Source organism: Photobacterium rosenbergii, assembly GCF_003026455.1.
In the GTDB taxonomy this organism is placed as follows: domain Bacteria; phylum Pseudomonadota; class Gammaproteobacteria; order Enterobacterales; family Vibrionaceae; genus Photobacterium; species Photobacterium rosenbergii.
The window spans coordinates 52,978-68,922 of the sequence record NZ_PYMB01000008.1 but is presented as its reverse complement, the minus strand read 5'-3'; the positions used below and the strand labels follow the sequence as shown (position 1 = coordinate 68,922).

Here is a 15,945-nt window from a genome sequence, read left to right as displayed (position 1 = left end):
GTTTATTTCGGCGTCATTTATTGTGGCATTGCCGCTTTTACTGCTGCGCCTAGTTCATCAGGATTAAATTTAGGAATGAAGGCATTAGCTCCGACACGTTCAACCATCGCTTGGTTAAACACCCCACTTAGTGAAGTGTGAAGGATAACATGCAAATCTTTCAGTTTCGGATCGTTGCGGATTTCTGCCGTCAGCGTATAGCCATCCATCTCTGGCATTTCAATATCTGAAATCACCAACGCCAGTTGTTTGTAAATATCGTCTTCCTGCGCCATTTCTCGCAGTTTAATAATGGCTTCTTTGCCATCCTTAACCAGCACACATTCACAGCCAATTGCTTCAATAGCGCGCTGAACCTGCTTGCGGGCAACACTGGAGTCATCCGCTACTAATACGCGCCGTACCGCTGGCATATCTTCAATGAGCTCTTCCAGTACAGAGCCCGTGATACTGGTGTTCACTGGGGAAATTTCATCAAGAATTTTTTCCACGTCCAGAATTTCAACCAGCTCATTATCTATTTCGGTCACTGCGGTCAGGTAGTTCGCCTTACCCGCCCCTTTTGGCGGCGGCAAAATTGACTCCCAGTTCATATTAATAATGCGTTCAACGGAAGACACCAAAAAGCCCTGAATCGAACGGTTGAATTCAGAAATAATCACGAAGCAATTGTCGAGATCGTCGATAGGGCGGCCACCGGTTGCCAGGCTCATATCAATCACGGAAATAGTTTGCCCACGGATATGCGCAATGCCCTTCACCAAGGGATGCAAGTTAGGCATCGTTGTCAATTTAGGGCACTGGAGCACCTCCTTGACTTTAAATACATTGATGCCATAACGTTGACGTCGATTAAGCCTGAAGGTTAGTAACTCTAGCCTGTTTTGACCGACCAGCTGGGTACGTTGATTCACCGAATCTAATATCCCCGACATATGAAGACGTCTCCTTGTTGATTGTTTTTATAATTTGATACGTGTTTACTAGAGAAACCAAAGGGTAAATCACATATCATAGCAAGTTAAAGCTGCTTTATTGAAATACCTGCGGTAAGGCACAGTATCCCATTGTGATTGGTGACATTAAAGAGATAAAAACGTGCTTAGTTACTCGCCTAACATTCACCTAATTTGTTTTATCGGCCTGCAGATTTTTTTCTTTAGCGGCATTAGCCCTGCGTTTGCTAATCAGGAAGCAAGCCAGTCCGCTACAACCAATATATCACCAGACGTTATCAGCCAAGCAGCGCAAGAGCATGTTACGGCGCTAACCCGTGAGGCAAATGGGCGCTTTACCATCACAGCCCCAAACCTCGATAACCGACTCCGCCTGCCCCAATGCCCTGAACCACTCTCGACCGGTATCCCCAACAAAAGCTCACTAAGCGGCACTGTCTCGGTATTGGTTCGGTGTGAATCCCTCAACTGGCAAATTTATGTCCCTGTCCGTGTTCAACAGGTGCTCGAACGGGTTGTCGCCAAAACGCCGCTCCCCAGAGGCACTGTCATTTCAGCGGCAGACATTGATGTTGAACAAGTGGAACTCAGGCGGCAACGCGGTGCCTCTTTTGCCAACCCCGAACAACTCATCGGTTCCAAAGTAAAACGTCCCGTCCGGCTCGGAGAAATCATACTCGCCAGCGATATCTGCCTGGTGTGTAGGAATGACGCTGTCCTGATTAAGGCTGGCAATGACGGACTTTCTATTATTACCGAAGGCAAAGCCTTGTCAGATGGGTCGCTAGGTGAACAAATCAGAGTGCAGAATAACCGTTCCAAAAAGGTGGTCACCGGTATCGTCAGTGCGGTGGGTGAAGTCACGGTTCGCTATTGATACGAAATTACCGAAATTTTACGTACAATACCTAAAGGTTTTGCTATCGTTGTCGATAATACAGTAGCTATAGAGCTTAACTGCACGTTCAAGGAGTTTCTAATGCCTACTATCAATAACATACGCACTAACCAGCCGTTGACTACCGGCGGGAATGTATCGAATACCGATACCGGTAAAAGCAAACCGGCTTCAGGTACGCAATCTAATGCAGCCGAGTCAGATTCCGTTTCCCTAAGCAGCCAAGGTCAATCTGTGGGTCAAATTCACCAGCAACTTGCCGCTCAGGAAGCGTTCGACACAGAAAAAGTCAATGCCATCAAAGAAGCTATTGCCAATGGTTCCTATGTCATTGATGCCGATAAGCTAGCGGCTAATATGATTAAACTCGAAGACGATTTGAAAGGCCTTTAAGGACAAGTGAGAGAGTATGTCTACATCTATAGAACAGCTTCTTGAACAGCAACAGGTGAACCTCACCTCTCTCACCACTTTGCTCGCACAAGAGCAAAAAGCCATTGTTGAACGCAAGTCTGAACTCATTCTTGAGTGTGCACAGAAAAAGTCGGCATTAATCGACAATATCAAGCTGGTCGATCACCAACTTTCCGTCCATCCTGAGCAGTCAAGGCTAGCTGAAGGTGGCGACTTATCTGCCAACGTCGCAACTTTGCGTTCACTTGCAGACGATTGCCAATCGACCAATGATATCAATGGTGAAGCCTTAATGCGTGCCCAGCTAAGCTTCCATAAGCTCAATAATCTATTGCAGCAAAGCCGTGGCAAACATCAAATGACCTATACCAGCGAAGGTACGACCCAGAACACCCGCACTCTGGGTACTGATCTAAAGGCATAAACAGCCGCTGTTTTATCTTTTGATAATACCGCTTAGAACATCACTTCCTGGCTCTGGGGAACGGCATAGATTTCTGCACTGCCCTGAAGACGCTCCATCCTATTGAGATCCAATTGCATTTCGGTCACATAGTTATCGCCAATGGGATAACTTCGGATCACTTCGGCCCCACGGATACTGCCATCAACCGAACTATTATTGTTTTCATAGTTCAACTGCTGATCATCCATCTCTGAACGGGCTGAAATACGAATACCGTATACCTGCTCAGTCAATTCACGGTATGCATCGAGCTTTGACGCTCGCATTGCACGCATCCGCTTCTCGTCCATACTCTTTCCTGGCTGCTCGCTAATAGAGGCATAGCCAACAGCGGTAATAATGTCAGTGTTGCGCGTTTCAACCAAAGGCTGACAACCGACAAGGAAAGCTAAAACCAGCAGGCACCAATAACGCATTTTTACTCCTAAGGCTTAATTACTACGGTGTTTCTATCGTGGGACAAGGTCTCGTCACGAATAATCCAACCATTATCCATTCGCATTCGATTAAGGCTATCGAGATCGCGGCCAATTCGATCAGCCGGCAAGAAGCCTTGTGCCGAGGCAATCACCACACGGGAGCGAATGCCAATAATACGGGCATTGACCAGTACCCCTGCCGATTGGCGCAGCATAGTGCCAGCCAACACATAATCAACAGGCTGCTCTGATGATAACTGCTGCCAGTCACGACTCAATGCAAAATCGCCATCCGGCGTCACTTTGATACCACCCGTGACTTTATAGTCAACCACGGTATAGCCCCGCTGCTGCATTTGGTAAATCAAGCCTTCCGAAACCGAATTACCCAGCCAATTGGTCTCGTCCATATCTTGCAGGTCAACAAATGACGTGACGGCCAAAGGCGTGCGTGCGGTCAAATACTGATTGGATTCAATCAGCTTATCAGCCATCCCCTCAATGAAAAAATCCATGGTATGACGAGGCATTTCATCCAAACTATGTCGGCTACCGGTATAAGGCTCTTTACCGTTATAAATGGGAGAATAGGCACAAGATGTTACCAACATTGCCATCAATACAATTACCCATTTTTTCATAATATACAGCTCCAATTGAAGAGAGACTTCAGACCCATAGCTTGTTATCGTAGATTCAAACAAAAACTTTATTGGTAAACACAAAAAATCAGGAATGCTCTTTGCATTATCCTTGGAATACTATGAAAGCCGCCATTCAATGTTAAAACCGATAGTGGCACACTCGCTTAAACTCGTAAGCATCCAACATAGAGTTTGAAGCAATTTTTATACCGAAAGTGGACGAAATGATAAAAAAGATCCTCCTCACTCTTAGCAGCACCTTACTACTACTTCTTGCCTTACCGGCAAGCGCGGCCTGGTATGAAGTCACCGGTTCTGCTGTCGTTCTACAAAGTGAGTCCCAAGCCCGTCAGAACGCGCTGGAAGATGCAGTGTTACAGGTGATCCGCTATTCCGGAGCCGATCTGTCCTCATTCAACCGTATCAAACCCTACCTGAAAAACAGCCAAGATCATTACCAGTTCAGTGGCAGCGAGTTACGTCAAATTACTGTCACCCAGAGTAAAAAGAGAAGTGGTAGCCTGTACCTGACAGCACAAATAGAAGTTTTTCCGTCGGCAAGAACTTGCCACAAGGTACAATACAAGAAAGGCCTGCTGCTGGGTGAGTTTGATATCCGCTCGCCTCAACACGCCTCACTGGGAGGAATTTACCAGCTAGGCAACAACTTCACCTCGGTATTAAAACGCCAACTGGAAACCCGTTCGCAAAGCTTTGTGGTCTCCGGCACCACCCGTGTCCAAATCAACCCGGGCTACCCAAGCCAGATGGTTATGCTGGCTGAAGACAATGATGCACAATATATCGTCAGCGGCCAGATCACCGACTTAACCTCGACGCTCGATCAAAAGCTATTACGTAGCGATAAGATCAATCGGCAATTTGCTGCCGAGCTTCAACTCATGGACGGCAAAACCGGCGAAATACTGATGCAGAACCAATACCGTGAAGTCGCCAATTGGCCATTTTCTCGCACCAGCCAAGTCGACACCGGCAGTGCCCGATTCTGGCAGTCTTCTTACGGCCAGGCTGTCCAGCGGGTCAGCCAAAATATGATGCTAGATCTGGAAAGCTCGCTAGCCTGCCGTACTAACTTGCCAGAAGTCGTCCGCCACTATGGCAATACCGTTCATATCAACCAAGGGCGCAAACATGGCGTTAAGCAAGGTGACCAGCTTGCCCTATGGCACAGCGCTGGCTTTATTGATCAAAACGGGATCCCAAGAAATCGTATGGTCCAAACCGAGATCACTTTGGTTGTCGATCGTGTCTACGAGAAATCTGCCGAGCTCAGCATTGAACAGCCTGAACTTGCCAGCAGCATCCAACCTGGTGATTTGCTAACCAAACAGATGGAAGATTAAGACTAGCTACTTAATTTATTGGAAATTTTTTGTATAATGGCAAAACCAAGCAGTGCTTGCTGCTCCCTTAGCTCAGCTGGATAGAGCGTCCCCCTCCTAAGGGGAAGGCCACAGGTTCGACTCCTGTAGGGAGCGCCATATTCAAGGCCCAGTTACCATCATGTAACTGGGCCTTTTTCGTTTTGGCTCACCACTTACATTGTAAAATCAATGCTGATATAGATGTTTCCCAGTTGCCCGAGTTCATGATCTTTCCACTCATCGAGCGTATCAAACATCCGATAACCAAAATCAAAACTGGTCTCTGAACTGAATTGGTATCGGATACCCGTTTGTCCACCAAAGGTCCAGTCATTGCTATCATGTAGACCAAACTTATAACCTAAACTGCCACCGCCGAAGACCTGCCAGTTTCCGCTATCTGTAAACGGATACAAATAGTCATAGGCAATATGAATACTGGTCACGCCTGATGAAAAACCATGGGAGTAATTTGCCGCAACGCGATGCTTTTCATCAAATATTGCCCCTAGGCGGAACACCGGCTCAAACTCTAGTGGCGACTCATACTTCGTCCCATCCGTGACACCAATACCGATAAAAGACTTGGACTCCTTCTCCTCGGCCGCCACAACTGTCGAAATACAAGCAAGCAATAAGCCGCCCAATGCAGCTTGATGAATTAGCTTCTTAATCATATAAAAAACACCGTTCTAAATTTGATTGCAAAATACAACAACACGATGTTGATAGAAAGCAACGAGAGGCTTAATTCATATGAAAAAATCAGCTAGACCAAGAATATGGATGTTTTTACAAAGGCGGGGAAAGATAAAAAGCCTGAAAAAGCAAAAACCCCGCCGAAGCGAGGTTTTCTTAATTTGGTGGAGCTAGGCGGGATCGAACCGCCGACCTCTTGCATGCCATGCAAGCGCTCTCCCAGCTGAGCTATAGCCCCAAATCGTGAAAAGGATAATAAAAACTTAGTTAAATCATGTCAATAGAGCCCACACCAACAGTATAGATTGAGCAATGATTTCGTGATGGCTGTCACTATCTAATCAGTAACTGGCAGAGTCACACCGTCTGAACATCAATATCACACTGTTATTAATGCTAAAAAAAAATGATCTTCACCTACTATCTAATGGTACAGAAACATGCCGTACATGAAATTTTGAGGCTTTAATCACATGCGTTTTATTGAGAAGGAGAACGCTATGAAGAAAATCATCACTGTTTTTGCTGCAATGATGGTCGCTGCTAGTTTCAATGTTGGGGCTTTCACGCTGTCAGGCACTGAGGCCGATCTACCAGAAGATGCCGTTAAACATTGTGCAACAGCAAAAAGCTTCTATGTCTGTATTAATAACTACAAACAAATGCACAAGAAATAAAAAAACGGAAGAGTTTTCACTCTTCCGCTTCATTTTGTTCTAGTTCAGATAAACTGAATTAGCTGTTTGCTTCACGCTCGGCAATAAATGCCAACGCCATCTTGATTCGTGCAGCAACACGCTCTTTGCCAATCAACTGCATAACAGCGTCAACAGATGGTGACTGGCCTTGGCCTGTCACAGATACGCGAAGTGGCATACCCACTTTACCCATACCTAGTTCAAGCTCTTCACAGGTTTCTTTAATAACATTGTGAAGGTTTTCTGTTGTCCACTCTTCAACGGCTTCAACTTTAGCAAGAGCCAGTTCCAACGCTTCTTTAGCAACTGGACGCAGGTGTTTCTTCGCCGCGCCAGCTTCAAATTCGCTGAAGTCTTGGTAGAAGTAACGAGACTGCTCTGCTAGTTCGATAAGCGTGTTGCAGCGCTCGCCCACTAGCTTGATCACATCAGTGATTGCCGGGCCGTCTGTGATAGAAATTTCTTTCTGATCCAAGTGCCACTGCAGGTATTCTGCAACGTACTCAGGCTCAGCCGTCTTGATGTAGTGGTTGTTTAGCCACAATAGTTTATCAGTGTTGAATGCAGATGCAGACTTACTGATTGAGTCTAGGCTAAACAGTTTGATCATTTCTTCTAGTGAGAAGATTTCCTGATCACCGTGTGACCAACCTAGGCGAACCAAGTAGTTCAGAAGTGCCTGAGGAAGGTAGCCTTCGTCACGGTACTGCATCACGCTTACCGCACCATGGCGCTTAGACAGTTTGGCACCGTCATCGCCCAAGATCATTGCACAGTGAGCAAACTCAGGTACTGGTGCGCCAAGAGCTTCATAGATGTTGATCTGACGAGGGGTGTTGTTGATATGGTCTTCACCACGAACAACCTGAGTGATACCCATATCCCAGTCATCAACGACAACACAGAAGTTGTATGTCGGGCTGCCATCAGTACGACGGATGATCAGATCATCTAGCTCGCTGTTAGCAATTTCGATACGGCCACGTACGTGATCGTCAAAAACTACCGTACCCTCTTTCGGGTTACGGAAGCGGATCACAAACGGCGAGTCTTCAGTCGCAGCGGCGTTAGCGGCCACAACTTTAGGATGGTTAGCATCGTAACGAGGTTTTACACCTGCAGCCATTTGCTCTTCACGGATTTCATCCAGTAGCTCTTTCGGGCAGTAGCATTTGTATGCCTTGTCTTCTGCCATCAACTGGTCAATTAACTGGTTGTAACGATCAAAACGCTTGGTCTGGTAGTAAGGACCTTCATCCCAGTTCAGACCCAACCATTCCATACCTTCAAGAATGGCATCGATCGCTTCCTGTGTAGAGCGTTCCAGGTCAGTGTCTTCGATACGAAGAACAAATTCGCCACCCATGTGTTTAGCAAACAACCAAGAATAAAGAGCTGTACGAGCACCACCGACGTGCAAAAAGCCTGTTGGGCTCGGTGCAAAGCGAGTTTTAACCGTCATTGAACAATACCTAATTAATGAAGGAGTATGCAGTGGGTTCACTGCTATCAGATGGCGGGTATTTTACCACTGTCTGGTAAATCTACAATGATCAGGCAAAGATACATTGCACCCTACGACTGAGCTAAGTAAGGTGCGGTTAAATCTAACCCTGATTATTGGCTTATTTCAGGTTACTAATGGCCCATTGCATAAATTGCTGCTGCTCTTCTGCACTTAGCTCTGAGAACCCAGTTTGGAGAATGGCTATCCGGTTAGATGAGGTAGATGTAGATACTTTATCAATGGCCTGCTCAGGCACCGACTGTGCGACTGCCATCACTGCAGTTCCTTGGCCTTTCTGATTATACTGTGCAACCGCTTTTTCGTAATCTTGAAAGCCTTGCAGTCCTCCTATTGGCAACAGTTCTGCTTGGTAGTGGATGGCTTTGCCATCTTCATCAATAAGCTCAAAGTCCAATGACTGAGTAAATGCCCTTACCTCCGCCATATCCCTGAATGGCGTATAACTTAATGTCAGTGGGCTTTCCTGCGCATCAAAACGGATAACAATAGGATCTGAGTTATATTTCGAACGGCGACCATCTTGAGGCACAATTTGCCCAAGTTGTACCAACAACTGATTTTGCCCTTCTTTTACCTCAAGGTGTCCGATACGCTCAAAAAAACCTTTTTCAACTTGGTTGCCATTTAATACCAAAGGTGAAATTTCGCGGCTTAGCTCTATCGTCGTTTCGGCTGACACCCCGAAGGCCACGGCAGATATCGCGAATCCAACTATTGGTGATACCCATTTTTTCATTATATTTCCTCGAGGCAAAAGGGCGGGTTCCCCCGCCCAACAATATTTTAATGCATTGATTAGATTAGAAGTAGTACTCAACCCCTACTGAGATTTCACTGAATGAGTCAGACTTCCAACGAGAATACGTTGTGTTGTTGCCTACTCCAGTATCTACAGTGTTGTCGCCAAAGCTAACATCGCGGGCACGTAGGTATAGCACGGCGGCAGGGTCGACAAAGTACATGACCTGCCCCGAGATGACGTCATCGGAGGTACCGCTAATTTTCTGACCATTGACTTCCAAATCAAAGTTTTTGGCGTAACCCACTTTGAACTGCCAGTCTCCAATGTTGTACATCAGGCCTGATGTCATCGCTTCTTGTTTCTCTTCACGGCCCTTATCAGTGCCTGATGTCACTTCCGCTTCCTGCCAACGGTACTGGGCGAAGAAAGAGATACCGTTATCGAACCATCCCTGAAGGCCTAACAAGTAAGTGTTGTTGTCCCACTCGCGAGTGAAATCCTGGTAACTGGTTGACCCGAGTGTAGGATCTTTAACTGTTGTCTGACCATCCTGGAAGGTTTCCCGCGTGTCATAGTTCATTTCATAAGCGGCATCGAACTGGATTGGGCCAACCTTATAGTGCCCAGCAGCACCGTGCCACCAACCTTCATCACTACCGGTCGCCGCAGCACTAGTTCGCCCTGTTGCCACATCCATCGAGAAACCATTCCAGTTTGGTGAATCCCACCTGATTGTATTCGATGAGCGATCCTGGAACTTGGATCCACCAATCAAACCGCCCCAATCCCAGACATCACCCAGTCCCGGGTTTGCCCCAGGCCAGTCAACAAGTTCATAGATAGGTGTTAATACACGCCCCACTCGAACTTGACCAAATGTTTCGAAATCTTCAAAACCAACAAAGGTATCACGCTCACCGAGCCCACCTTTGTCTTCATGGCCTGAATAGGAAGGATCGACATACCCACTCTCGACCTGCCAAATAAATTTTGGCGCGAAATTAGCAAATTGCTTCGAGCCTCTAAAACCGATGCGAGTCTCGTTATTGACCTGAGTACCGTCTAGGTTGGGAGAGTTATCGTAGTCACGGTTATGCACTTGTACAGCAACCACACCATATACTTCATATTTAGCATCTGTATCGTTTGCCTGTGCCGGTACCGCTGCCACAGTTGCTGACATAACAGCTGCCCCCAAAAGGGTACGCTTGAAGATCTTATCCATGAAAAACTCCTAATATTATAGCTGTTTAGGCAATGCCTCCTCAGTTGGCCGCCGAAGGAGGATTGCCTTAATTTCTATCATCTGTTGTTCATAAATAAGGCTATCGGCTTTTTTTTTATCGTGAAGATAGGTCAAAGAAAAACATGATCGCCTTCAAAATAGGCAAATCTAAACTCAACATAAAAGATTAAAATACAAACACTTAACGTAAAAACATAAACGCATCGCTGTTTTTGCAGTAAAAATAAAGAGTGCGCCAGATCGCATAAAGAAGTGAAATAGAGAACATTTTTTTGCGTTTCTTAGGAAGATTTACAGTCTGTGGCTTTTTATTATTTTTCTTGATGAGGAAACAGTGATCATGCTCTCAATGCATTCTCTTATGTACAGAGAGAATTTTTACCTTTTAATAGTTTTTTGACGTTTTTGACATTAGCTATAACGACAGGTCTGTCCCCTTTAGACGACTATCAGAGCAGGCGTATCTGCTGTGTTACAGATAAGTTCAGCCACCTACAAGCAATCTGTCCGTTAATTGTTTACCGAAAAATCAATAGGTAACACTGAGACAAACGCACACATCAACTATCACTTAATGGTTTGGCGAAAAGCAGTGTTAGTTAGCCCACAGTTGTGTGGCATACCAAGTAAAGTTCCGGTGATATACCTATCTGTCAATATAATGAGGCGTTTCAGAAAAAGATGAGGGAAAATTCGATGGCCATAATTAGTTTCTTAGCTTCCAACAAATAAGCATGAGTTTATATATGCATTCGATTAGGTAATTTTTATCGATACAACAGGAAGTAGCGATTAATTCACTTTATAAATTTAGATCTCGAAAATACAGGCAAGACAGAAAATAAACGATGCAGGGTTAAGATTATAAATTTATTTTTCAACTTTAAGATTTCACGCTCTTCAAAATAATCAGCCCCCAACACTACCAACCATAAGTAACTGATTTTAAAGAGTAAAGATAAAAGCAAAAAAGAACACTTATTTATTTGTATAAATTTACAGAGATTTTCGAAATTTTTTTGACCTTTTCCTAATCCTATACGTAAACTGAAAATGAAACGATAAGCAACGGAGTTAATTATCTGATTTTAAGCAAGGGAAAGCTTACTCTATTTCATCTAATTAAAATTGAGGTTTATATGAAAAGTGTAATTGCTGTAACTGTAGCCACATTTTTATTTTTTTCGGGCAATACCATGGCTAACTCAAGCTCTGGTGGTGCAAAGGCATCATCGGCAACAGGGCCTTGGGTTGAGTGTCTTTTACCGGATGGAAAAGTAGATTATACCCCACTGATGATCTGCAAACTGCAGAAGAAAGGTACAGTTAAATACTAGCTTAACTGTCGGGAGTGGGGATTTCCACTCCCTATCAAATTATTGTTGAGCAGCCCATTTGATAAAAACCGCTCTTTTCTCAGCAGGGAGCCGTAAAAAATCAGCCTGCAATATAATAAGCGATTGATCGTCCGAAAGTGACATGCTTGAGCTTGTTGCTGATTGGGTTACCACCGTTGCGTTTTTCGTGGTAGCGCCATAGGTAAGTGCTGGTTTTACCCTTGCCTCTGCGACGAAGCCATGGGCGACGTTATAATCGGCCAGCTCTCGCTCATAATCACGTGCGATACCCGCTCCTCGGGGCAATACACCTTGATGGAAATCGGAAAACTCAACGCCAGACTCTTCTAACTTAAATGATGGTTCTTTATCAAAGCCTTTGATCTGGTCTTCACGAATAATTGACCGGCTTGCACTTATATGAAGATCCGTCTCTGATTGATTAAATGTTAGTACCACCGGTTTGGTAAGAAATTTTTTGAACTCACCATTGTAGGAAACCAATTTTGATACACGAGTAATCAACTGATTAGGACCATCTTCTAACTCAATATTACTTGGCGATTTTGTGAACGCCCCTAACGGCTTACCATTGATGGCCAAGAGTTCGACATCTCGTTCAAAAGACACGTTAACCGCAGCCTGTGAGTTTGCTGCCACGAGCAAAGTTGCTACTCCCAGCAATTTCTTCAGATTATTATTCATATGTCCCTCTTTATGAAAAATGCGAGCACCCGGAGATGCCCGCAATGTGTCATCTAATCAGTAGAATCATGCACTATTAGAAGTAGTACTCTGCACCAAACATGAAGCGTGTACCGTCATGTTCCTCATTATTACCTAGCATGTCGTAATTACGAACATCGAAGTACAGTGCAGTACTTGGCAGTAAGTACATCACACGACCTGTAATGGCTTGAGAGGCCGTGTCTTTAGTGAATACGCCATTGTCATCACGATCTACTGCTTTATCGGCATCTGTCGTTGCTGCATAACCTAGCTTATAGACCCAAGTCTGATCCATCATATATGCAACAGTTGCAGAGTATGCATCTTGCTGGTTATCAGTACGATCGTTCCACATTGGTTTGTAGGCAGCAGTGAAAGTGAAATCACCAAGGTTCAAGCTACCACCAACAATAGCGTAAGACTCATCACCCGCTTTTTCACCAGCGCCATTTGTGTAATCATTCTGCGTGTAGTAACCGGCATGAACGTTAAAGTTAGAGCCTGTGTAAGCCGCCGCAATCGAAGCAATCATTGCGTCTGTTGATGTATTCATACCACTAAGAGTCGCCTGGAAGTCAAAACCGCTCCAGTTAGCAGAGTCAAAGCGAATTGTGTGATTCGCACGGTCAGCAAAACCTGTCCCAATGGCGCTATGCCAATCGAACACGTTACCTAGGCCTGGGTTTGTGTGCGGCCAGTCAACGTAATCGTAAGCGGCGACTAGCTGACGGCCATATTTAATTTGACCAACGCCGTCAAACTCAAAACCGACGTAAGTGTCACGACCACCGAATGCCCCCCAGCCGTCATCATTACCTCCGCCACCATTATCAGCGTTACCTGTTTCCATCTGGTAAATGAAAGCAGGAGCCATCGCGTCGTATTCTACTTTACCTCGGATACCAATACGGGATTCAATTTCTACTGCAACATTATCATCTTCACCCTTGGCATCCGCACTCCAGTACTGCAAGCTACCTGCTGCCTGTCCGTACAGCACTACGTTCTCACCCATCAGCTCGATGGCTGCGTTTGCATTACCAGCAGCTGCACACATCGCGACTGCCGCGCCCAATAGAGAACGTTTGAACATCTTATCCATGGAAAAACTCCTAAAAATACTAGCTGTGTTTACTTGTGCCCAAAAGGTTGGCCGCCGAGGGCAACAAGTAACTCTCCCAATATGCAACCTGCCGAATGCAGCTTGCTATATTTTTTAAACTTAGATTGAACTATTTATTTCAACCTCTGTCCTTCTTCCCCCCTAAGACTACTTTCACATCAAAAAACATCAAACAGAACTTAATTTATTCTTTAAAAAATATGACTCAGTGCAAAGTTTTTTGCGATTAGTGATCCGGATCAAATCGCATTCTAAATAGATACAAACAAAACAAAAACATGATTAATAACAACAACTTGAACATATAAAAGTATCAACAACTTATAGCTACCTTTAAAATGATCTATCCATCACTAGTGCATTTGCCAGCACTTTTTTGTCTCAAAGACAGCTAAAAACCCCAAAGAATTCGCATCAAAAAATAACAAAGGGGTTTTATTTTTATGCAAAAAAAATAGCTCTAAAGACAGCACTTTAGAGCTATTTCACGTTAATTTCGTCAATAAATTAAATTTTGACGTTTTTAACGGTTTTACCGTGCCATGAAGTCAACAAGCTGCTGTTCATCCCAAATTTCGATGCCAAGTTCTTGAGCTTTGGTTAATTTTGACCCCGCAGCCTCCCCGGCAACCAGTAAATCTGTCTTCTTAGAGACACTTCCCGTTACTTTGGCACCAAGGTTTTGCAATGCCGCTTTGGCATCAGAGCGGGTTAGCTGTGACAAGCTACCTGTCAGCACAACCGTTTTTCCATCTAACGGTAATTCAACATCTTCATCACGTTGTTCAATCGCCGGCCAATGAATCCCCACTTCAATAAGCTCTTTAATCACAGTCAGGTTATGCTCTTCACGGAAGAAGTTGTAAACGTGTGCCGCAACAATCTCACCGACATCTTGAACCTCAACCAGTTGCTCTTTGGTTGCCGCCTCAATGTCAGGAAGTGTGCCGAAGTGCATGGCCAAGTTCGCAGCTGTTGCTTCACCCACTTCACGGATACCCAGTGAATACAGGAAACGAGGCAGTGTCGTCAGCTTTGATGAAGATAGTGAGTCCACCAGCTTTTGTGCCGATTTAGGGCCCATTCTTTCCAAAACCGTCAATACGCCCGCTGACAACTTGAAGAGATCGGCAGGTGTGGCCACCATTTCACGGTCAACCAGTTGCTCAATAATTTTTTCGCCACACCCATCAACATCCAGCGCTTTACGCGACACAAAGTGCTTGAGGGCTTCTTTACGCTGGGCTTGGCAGAAAAGTCCACCGGAGCAACGTGCAACTGCCTCACCTTCCACTCGTTCAACTTTGGACTCACACACTGGGCACACGTCTGGGAAAATAATTTCCTTGGCATCAGCCGGGCGGCGCGATTCGACAACAGATGCAATTTGCGGGATCACATCACCGGCACGGCGGATAATTACGGTGTCTCCCACCATGACACCTAAACGAGCAATCTCATCGGCATTGTGCAATGTCGCGTTACTTACCGTAACACCACCAACGAATACCGGCTCCAGTTTTGCTACTGGCGTTATCGCACCGGTACGCCCAACCTGAAATTCAACATTCTTAAGCGTGGTCAGCTCTTCTTGGGCAGGGAATTTGTAGGCAATCGCCCAGCGAGGGGCACGTGCAACAAAGCCCAAACGCTGCTGGATAGCAACATCATCGACTTTGATCACCACACCATCAATTTGATAAGGTAGCGCCTCGCGTTTTCCACCAATTTCCTGGTGGTAAGCGATCACTTCATCCATGCTGGCAAGTTGGCGAATTTCAGGGCACATCGGCAAGCCCCACCCTTTAAGCTGTACCAAACGATCATATTGGCTTGGTGCAAGCTCGAGCCCTTCAACTACACCCACAGAATAGGCATAAAAACTCAGAGGTCGTGTAGCTGTAATCTTAGAGTCAAGTTGTCGTAAGCTACCTGCCGCTGCATTACGCGGATTGGCAAATGTCTTTTCACCCTTCTTCAAGGCTTTTTCATTGAGTGCTTCGAAGCCTTTTTTCGGCATGAAGACTTCACCACGAACCTCAAGGCGTGCCGGCCAACCCTCGCCGCGAAGCTTAAGCGGGATAGAACGAATGGTACGCACGTTCTCTGTGATATTTTCACCGGTGGTGCCATCACCTCGAGTCGCTGCTTGAATCAGTACGCCGTTCTCATACATCAAGCTCACAGCCAAGCCATCAAGCTTGGGCTCACAGCAATAAGTCAGAGAGGATTCTGAGAGCAGGCGATCCAGCATTCGCTTTTCAAAAGCATGGAGATCTTCGTCGTTGAATGCATTGTCCAAAGACAGCATCGGGATTTCATGGGTGATCTGGGTAAAGCCGTCCAGCGGCTTACCGCCAACACGCTGACTCGGTGAGTCAACCGTAACCAACTCAGGGTTTTCGGCCTCAATCGCCAGCAACTGCTGCATCATACGGTCGTATTCAACATCAGGTATTTCCGGATTGTCTTCTACGTAATAGCGGTGACCGTGATAGGCAAGTAGTTCGCGCAACTCATCGAGCTGCTGCTGAATATCGTGGCTCATATATGTACCTGTACTTATACCAAGCGATTTCACCTTATTAAGGTATTGCTTGGGGGAGATATAAAAAAACAAGGCCCCTTATACCATATGTATAAAGGGCCAATTGTGTTCGT

At 45.5% G+C, this 15,945-nt stretch carries 16 protein-coding genes and 2 tRNA genes; 7 read left to right on the top strand and 11 right to left on the bottom strand.

The annotated features are described in order from the left end of the window. Positions 1-17 precede the first annotated feature (17 nt). Complete coding sequence (locus tag C9J01_RS16850) at positions 18-935, bottom strand: chemotaxis protein CheV (protein ID WP_107299295.1); 918 nt, start codon at positions 933-935, stop codon at positions 18-20. Positions 936-1,098: 163 nt separating this feature from the next. Between C9J01_RS16850 and flgA the strand changes: the two genes are divergently transcribed. From flgA to C9J01_RS16835, 3 genes are all read left to right on the top strand, one after another. After that, positions 1,099-1,833 (top strand): flagellar basal body P-ring formation chaperone FlgA, encoded by a 735-nt coding sequence (gene flgA / locus C9J01_RS16845; protein WP_237156996.1) that lies wholly within the window; start codon positions 1,099-1,101, stop codon positions 1,831-1,833. 102 nt (positions 1,834-1,935) lie between these two features. Beyond that, the gene (gene flgM / locus C9J01_RS16840; protein ID WP_107299294.1) at positions 1,936-2,247 is read left to right on the top strand and encodes a flagellar biosynthesis anti-sigma factor FlgM; all 312 of its coding nucleotides are present in this window, start codon (positions 1,936-1,938) and stop codon (positions 2,245-2,247) included. A 16-nt stretch (positions 2,248-2,263) separates the two neighbouring features. Then, positions 2,264-2,692 carry a flagella synthesis protein FlgN gene (locus C9J01_RS16835; protein WP_107299293.1) on the top strand — a complete coding sequence of 143 codons (429 nt, stop codon included), beginning with the start codon at positions 2,264-2,266 and terminating at the stop codon, positions 2,690-2,692. Positions 2,693-2,724: 32 nt separating this feature from the next. Here the strand turns inward: C9J01_RS16835 and C9J01_RS16830 are convergent, their stop codons facing one another. Both C9J01_RS16830 and C9J01_RS16825 read right to left on the bottom strand, forming a co-directional pair. After that, on the bottom strand, positions 2,725-3,150 hold the full coding sequence (locus C9J01_RS16830) for an LPP20 family lipoprotein (RefSeq protein WP_107299292.1): 426 nt from the start codon (positions 3,148-3,150) through the stop codon (positions 2,725-2,727). 8 nt (positions 3,151-3,158) lie between these two features. Continuing rightward, on the bottom strand, positions 3,159-3,794 hold the full coding sequence (locus C9J01_RS16825; RefSeq protein WP_107299291.1) for a FlgO family outer membrane protein: 636 nt from the start codon (positions 3,792-3,794) through the stop codon (positions 3,159-3,161). Between the two features lie 227 nt (positions 3,795-4,021). Here C9J01_RS16825 and C9J01_RS16820 point away from each other — a divergent pair, with 227 nt between their 5' ends. Beyond that, the gene (locus C9J01_RS16820) at positions 4,022-5,161 is read left to right on the top strand and encodes a flagellar assembly protein FlgT (RefSeq protein WP_107299290.1); all 1,140 of its coding nucleotides are present in this window, start codon (positions 4,022-4,024) and stop codon (positions 5,159-5,161) included. A gap of 61 nt (positions 5,162-5,222) precedes the next feature. Beyond that, a tRNA-Arg gene (locus tag C9J01_RS16815) sits at positions 5,223-5,299 on the top strand. A 56-nt stretch (positions 5,300-5,355) separates the two neighbouring features. Here the strand turns inward: C9J01_RS16815 and C9J01_RS16810 are convergent. Both C9J01_RS16810 and C9J01_RS16805 read right to left on the bottom strand, forming a co-directional pair. After that, positions 5,356-5,859, bottom strand: coding sequence for a hypothetical protein (locus C9J01_RS16810; RefSeq protein WP_107299289.1), 504 nt, complete (start codon positions 5,857-5,859; stop codon positions 5,356-5,358). 184 nt (positions 5,860-6,043) lie between these two features. Beyond that, positions 6,044-6,119: transfer RNA gene (locus tag C9J01_RS16805), tRNA-Ala, on the bottom strand. A 262-nt stretch (positions 6,120-6,381) separates the two neighbouring features. Here C9J01_RS16805 and C9J01_RS29805 point away from each other — a divergent pair. Then, positions 6,382-6,558, top strand: coding sequence for a hypothetical protein (locus C9J01_RS29805; protein WP_170114917.1), 177 nt, complete (start codon positions 6,382-6,384; stop codon positions 6,556-6,558). A gap of 58 nt (positions 6,559-6,616) precedes the next feature. Here the strand turns inward: C9J01_RS29805 and gltX are convergent, their stop codons facing one another. The 3 genes from gltX to C9J01_RS16790 form a co-directional block, all read right to left on the bottom strand. Next, positions 6,617-8,041: a glutamate--tRNA ligase gene (gltX, locus tag C9J01_RS16800; protein ID WP_107299288.1), complete on the bottom strand. Its 1,425-nt coding sequence runs from the start codon at positions 8,039-8,041 to the stop codon at positions 6,617-6,619. A gap of 163 nt (positions 8,042-8,204) precedes the next feature. Further along, entirely contained in the window at positions 8,205-8,843 is a 639-nt protein-coding gene (locus tag C9J01_RS16795) for a YccT family protein (RefSeq protein WP_107299287.1), read from the bottom strand. Between the two features lie 64 nt (positions 8,844-8,907). Then, complete coding sequence (locus C9J01_RS16790; RefSeq protein ID WP_107299286.1) at positions 8,908-10,074, bottom strand: porin; 1,167 nt, start codon at positions 10,072-10,074, stop codon at positions 8,908-8,910. Positions 10,075-11,234: 1,160 nt separating this feature from the next. Here C9J01_RS16790 and C9J01_RS16785 point away from each other — a divergent pair. After that, positions 11,235-11,432 (top strand): hypothetical protein, encoded by a 198-nt coding sequence (locus C9J01_RS16785; RefSeq protein ID WP_107299285.1) that lies wholly within the window; start codon positions 11,235-11,237, stop codon positions 11,430-11,432. Between the two features lie 39 nt (positions 11,433-11,471). Here C9J01_RS16785 and C9J01_RS16780 read toward each other — a convergent pair whose 3' ends face one another. The 3 genes from C9J01_RS16780 to ligA all read right to left on the bottom strand — a co-directional run bounded on the left by C9J01_RS16780 (position 11,472) and on the right by ligA (position 15,832). Beyond that, entirely contained in the window at positions 11,472-12,137 is a 666-nt protein-coding gene (locus C9J01_RS16780) for a DUF2057 family protein (protein ID WP_107299284.1), read from the bottom strand. Positions 12,138-12,213: 76 nt separating this feature from the next. Further along, positions 12,214-13,263: a porin gene (locus C9J01_RS16775; protein ID WP_107299283.1), complete on the bottom strand. Its 1,050-nt coding sequence runs from the start codon at positions 13,261-13,263 to the stop codon at positions 12,214-12,216. A gap of 553 nt (positions 13,264-13,816) precedes the next feature. After that, positions 13,817-15,832: an NAD-dependent DNA ligase LigA gene (ligA, locus tag C9J01_RS16770; RefSeq protein WP_107299282.1), complete on the bottom strand. Its 2,016-nt coding sequence runs from the start codon at positions 15,830-15,832 to the stop codon at positions 13,817-13,819. Positions 15,833-15,945 lie beyond the last annotated feature (113 nt).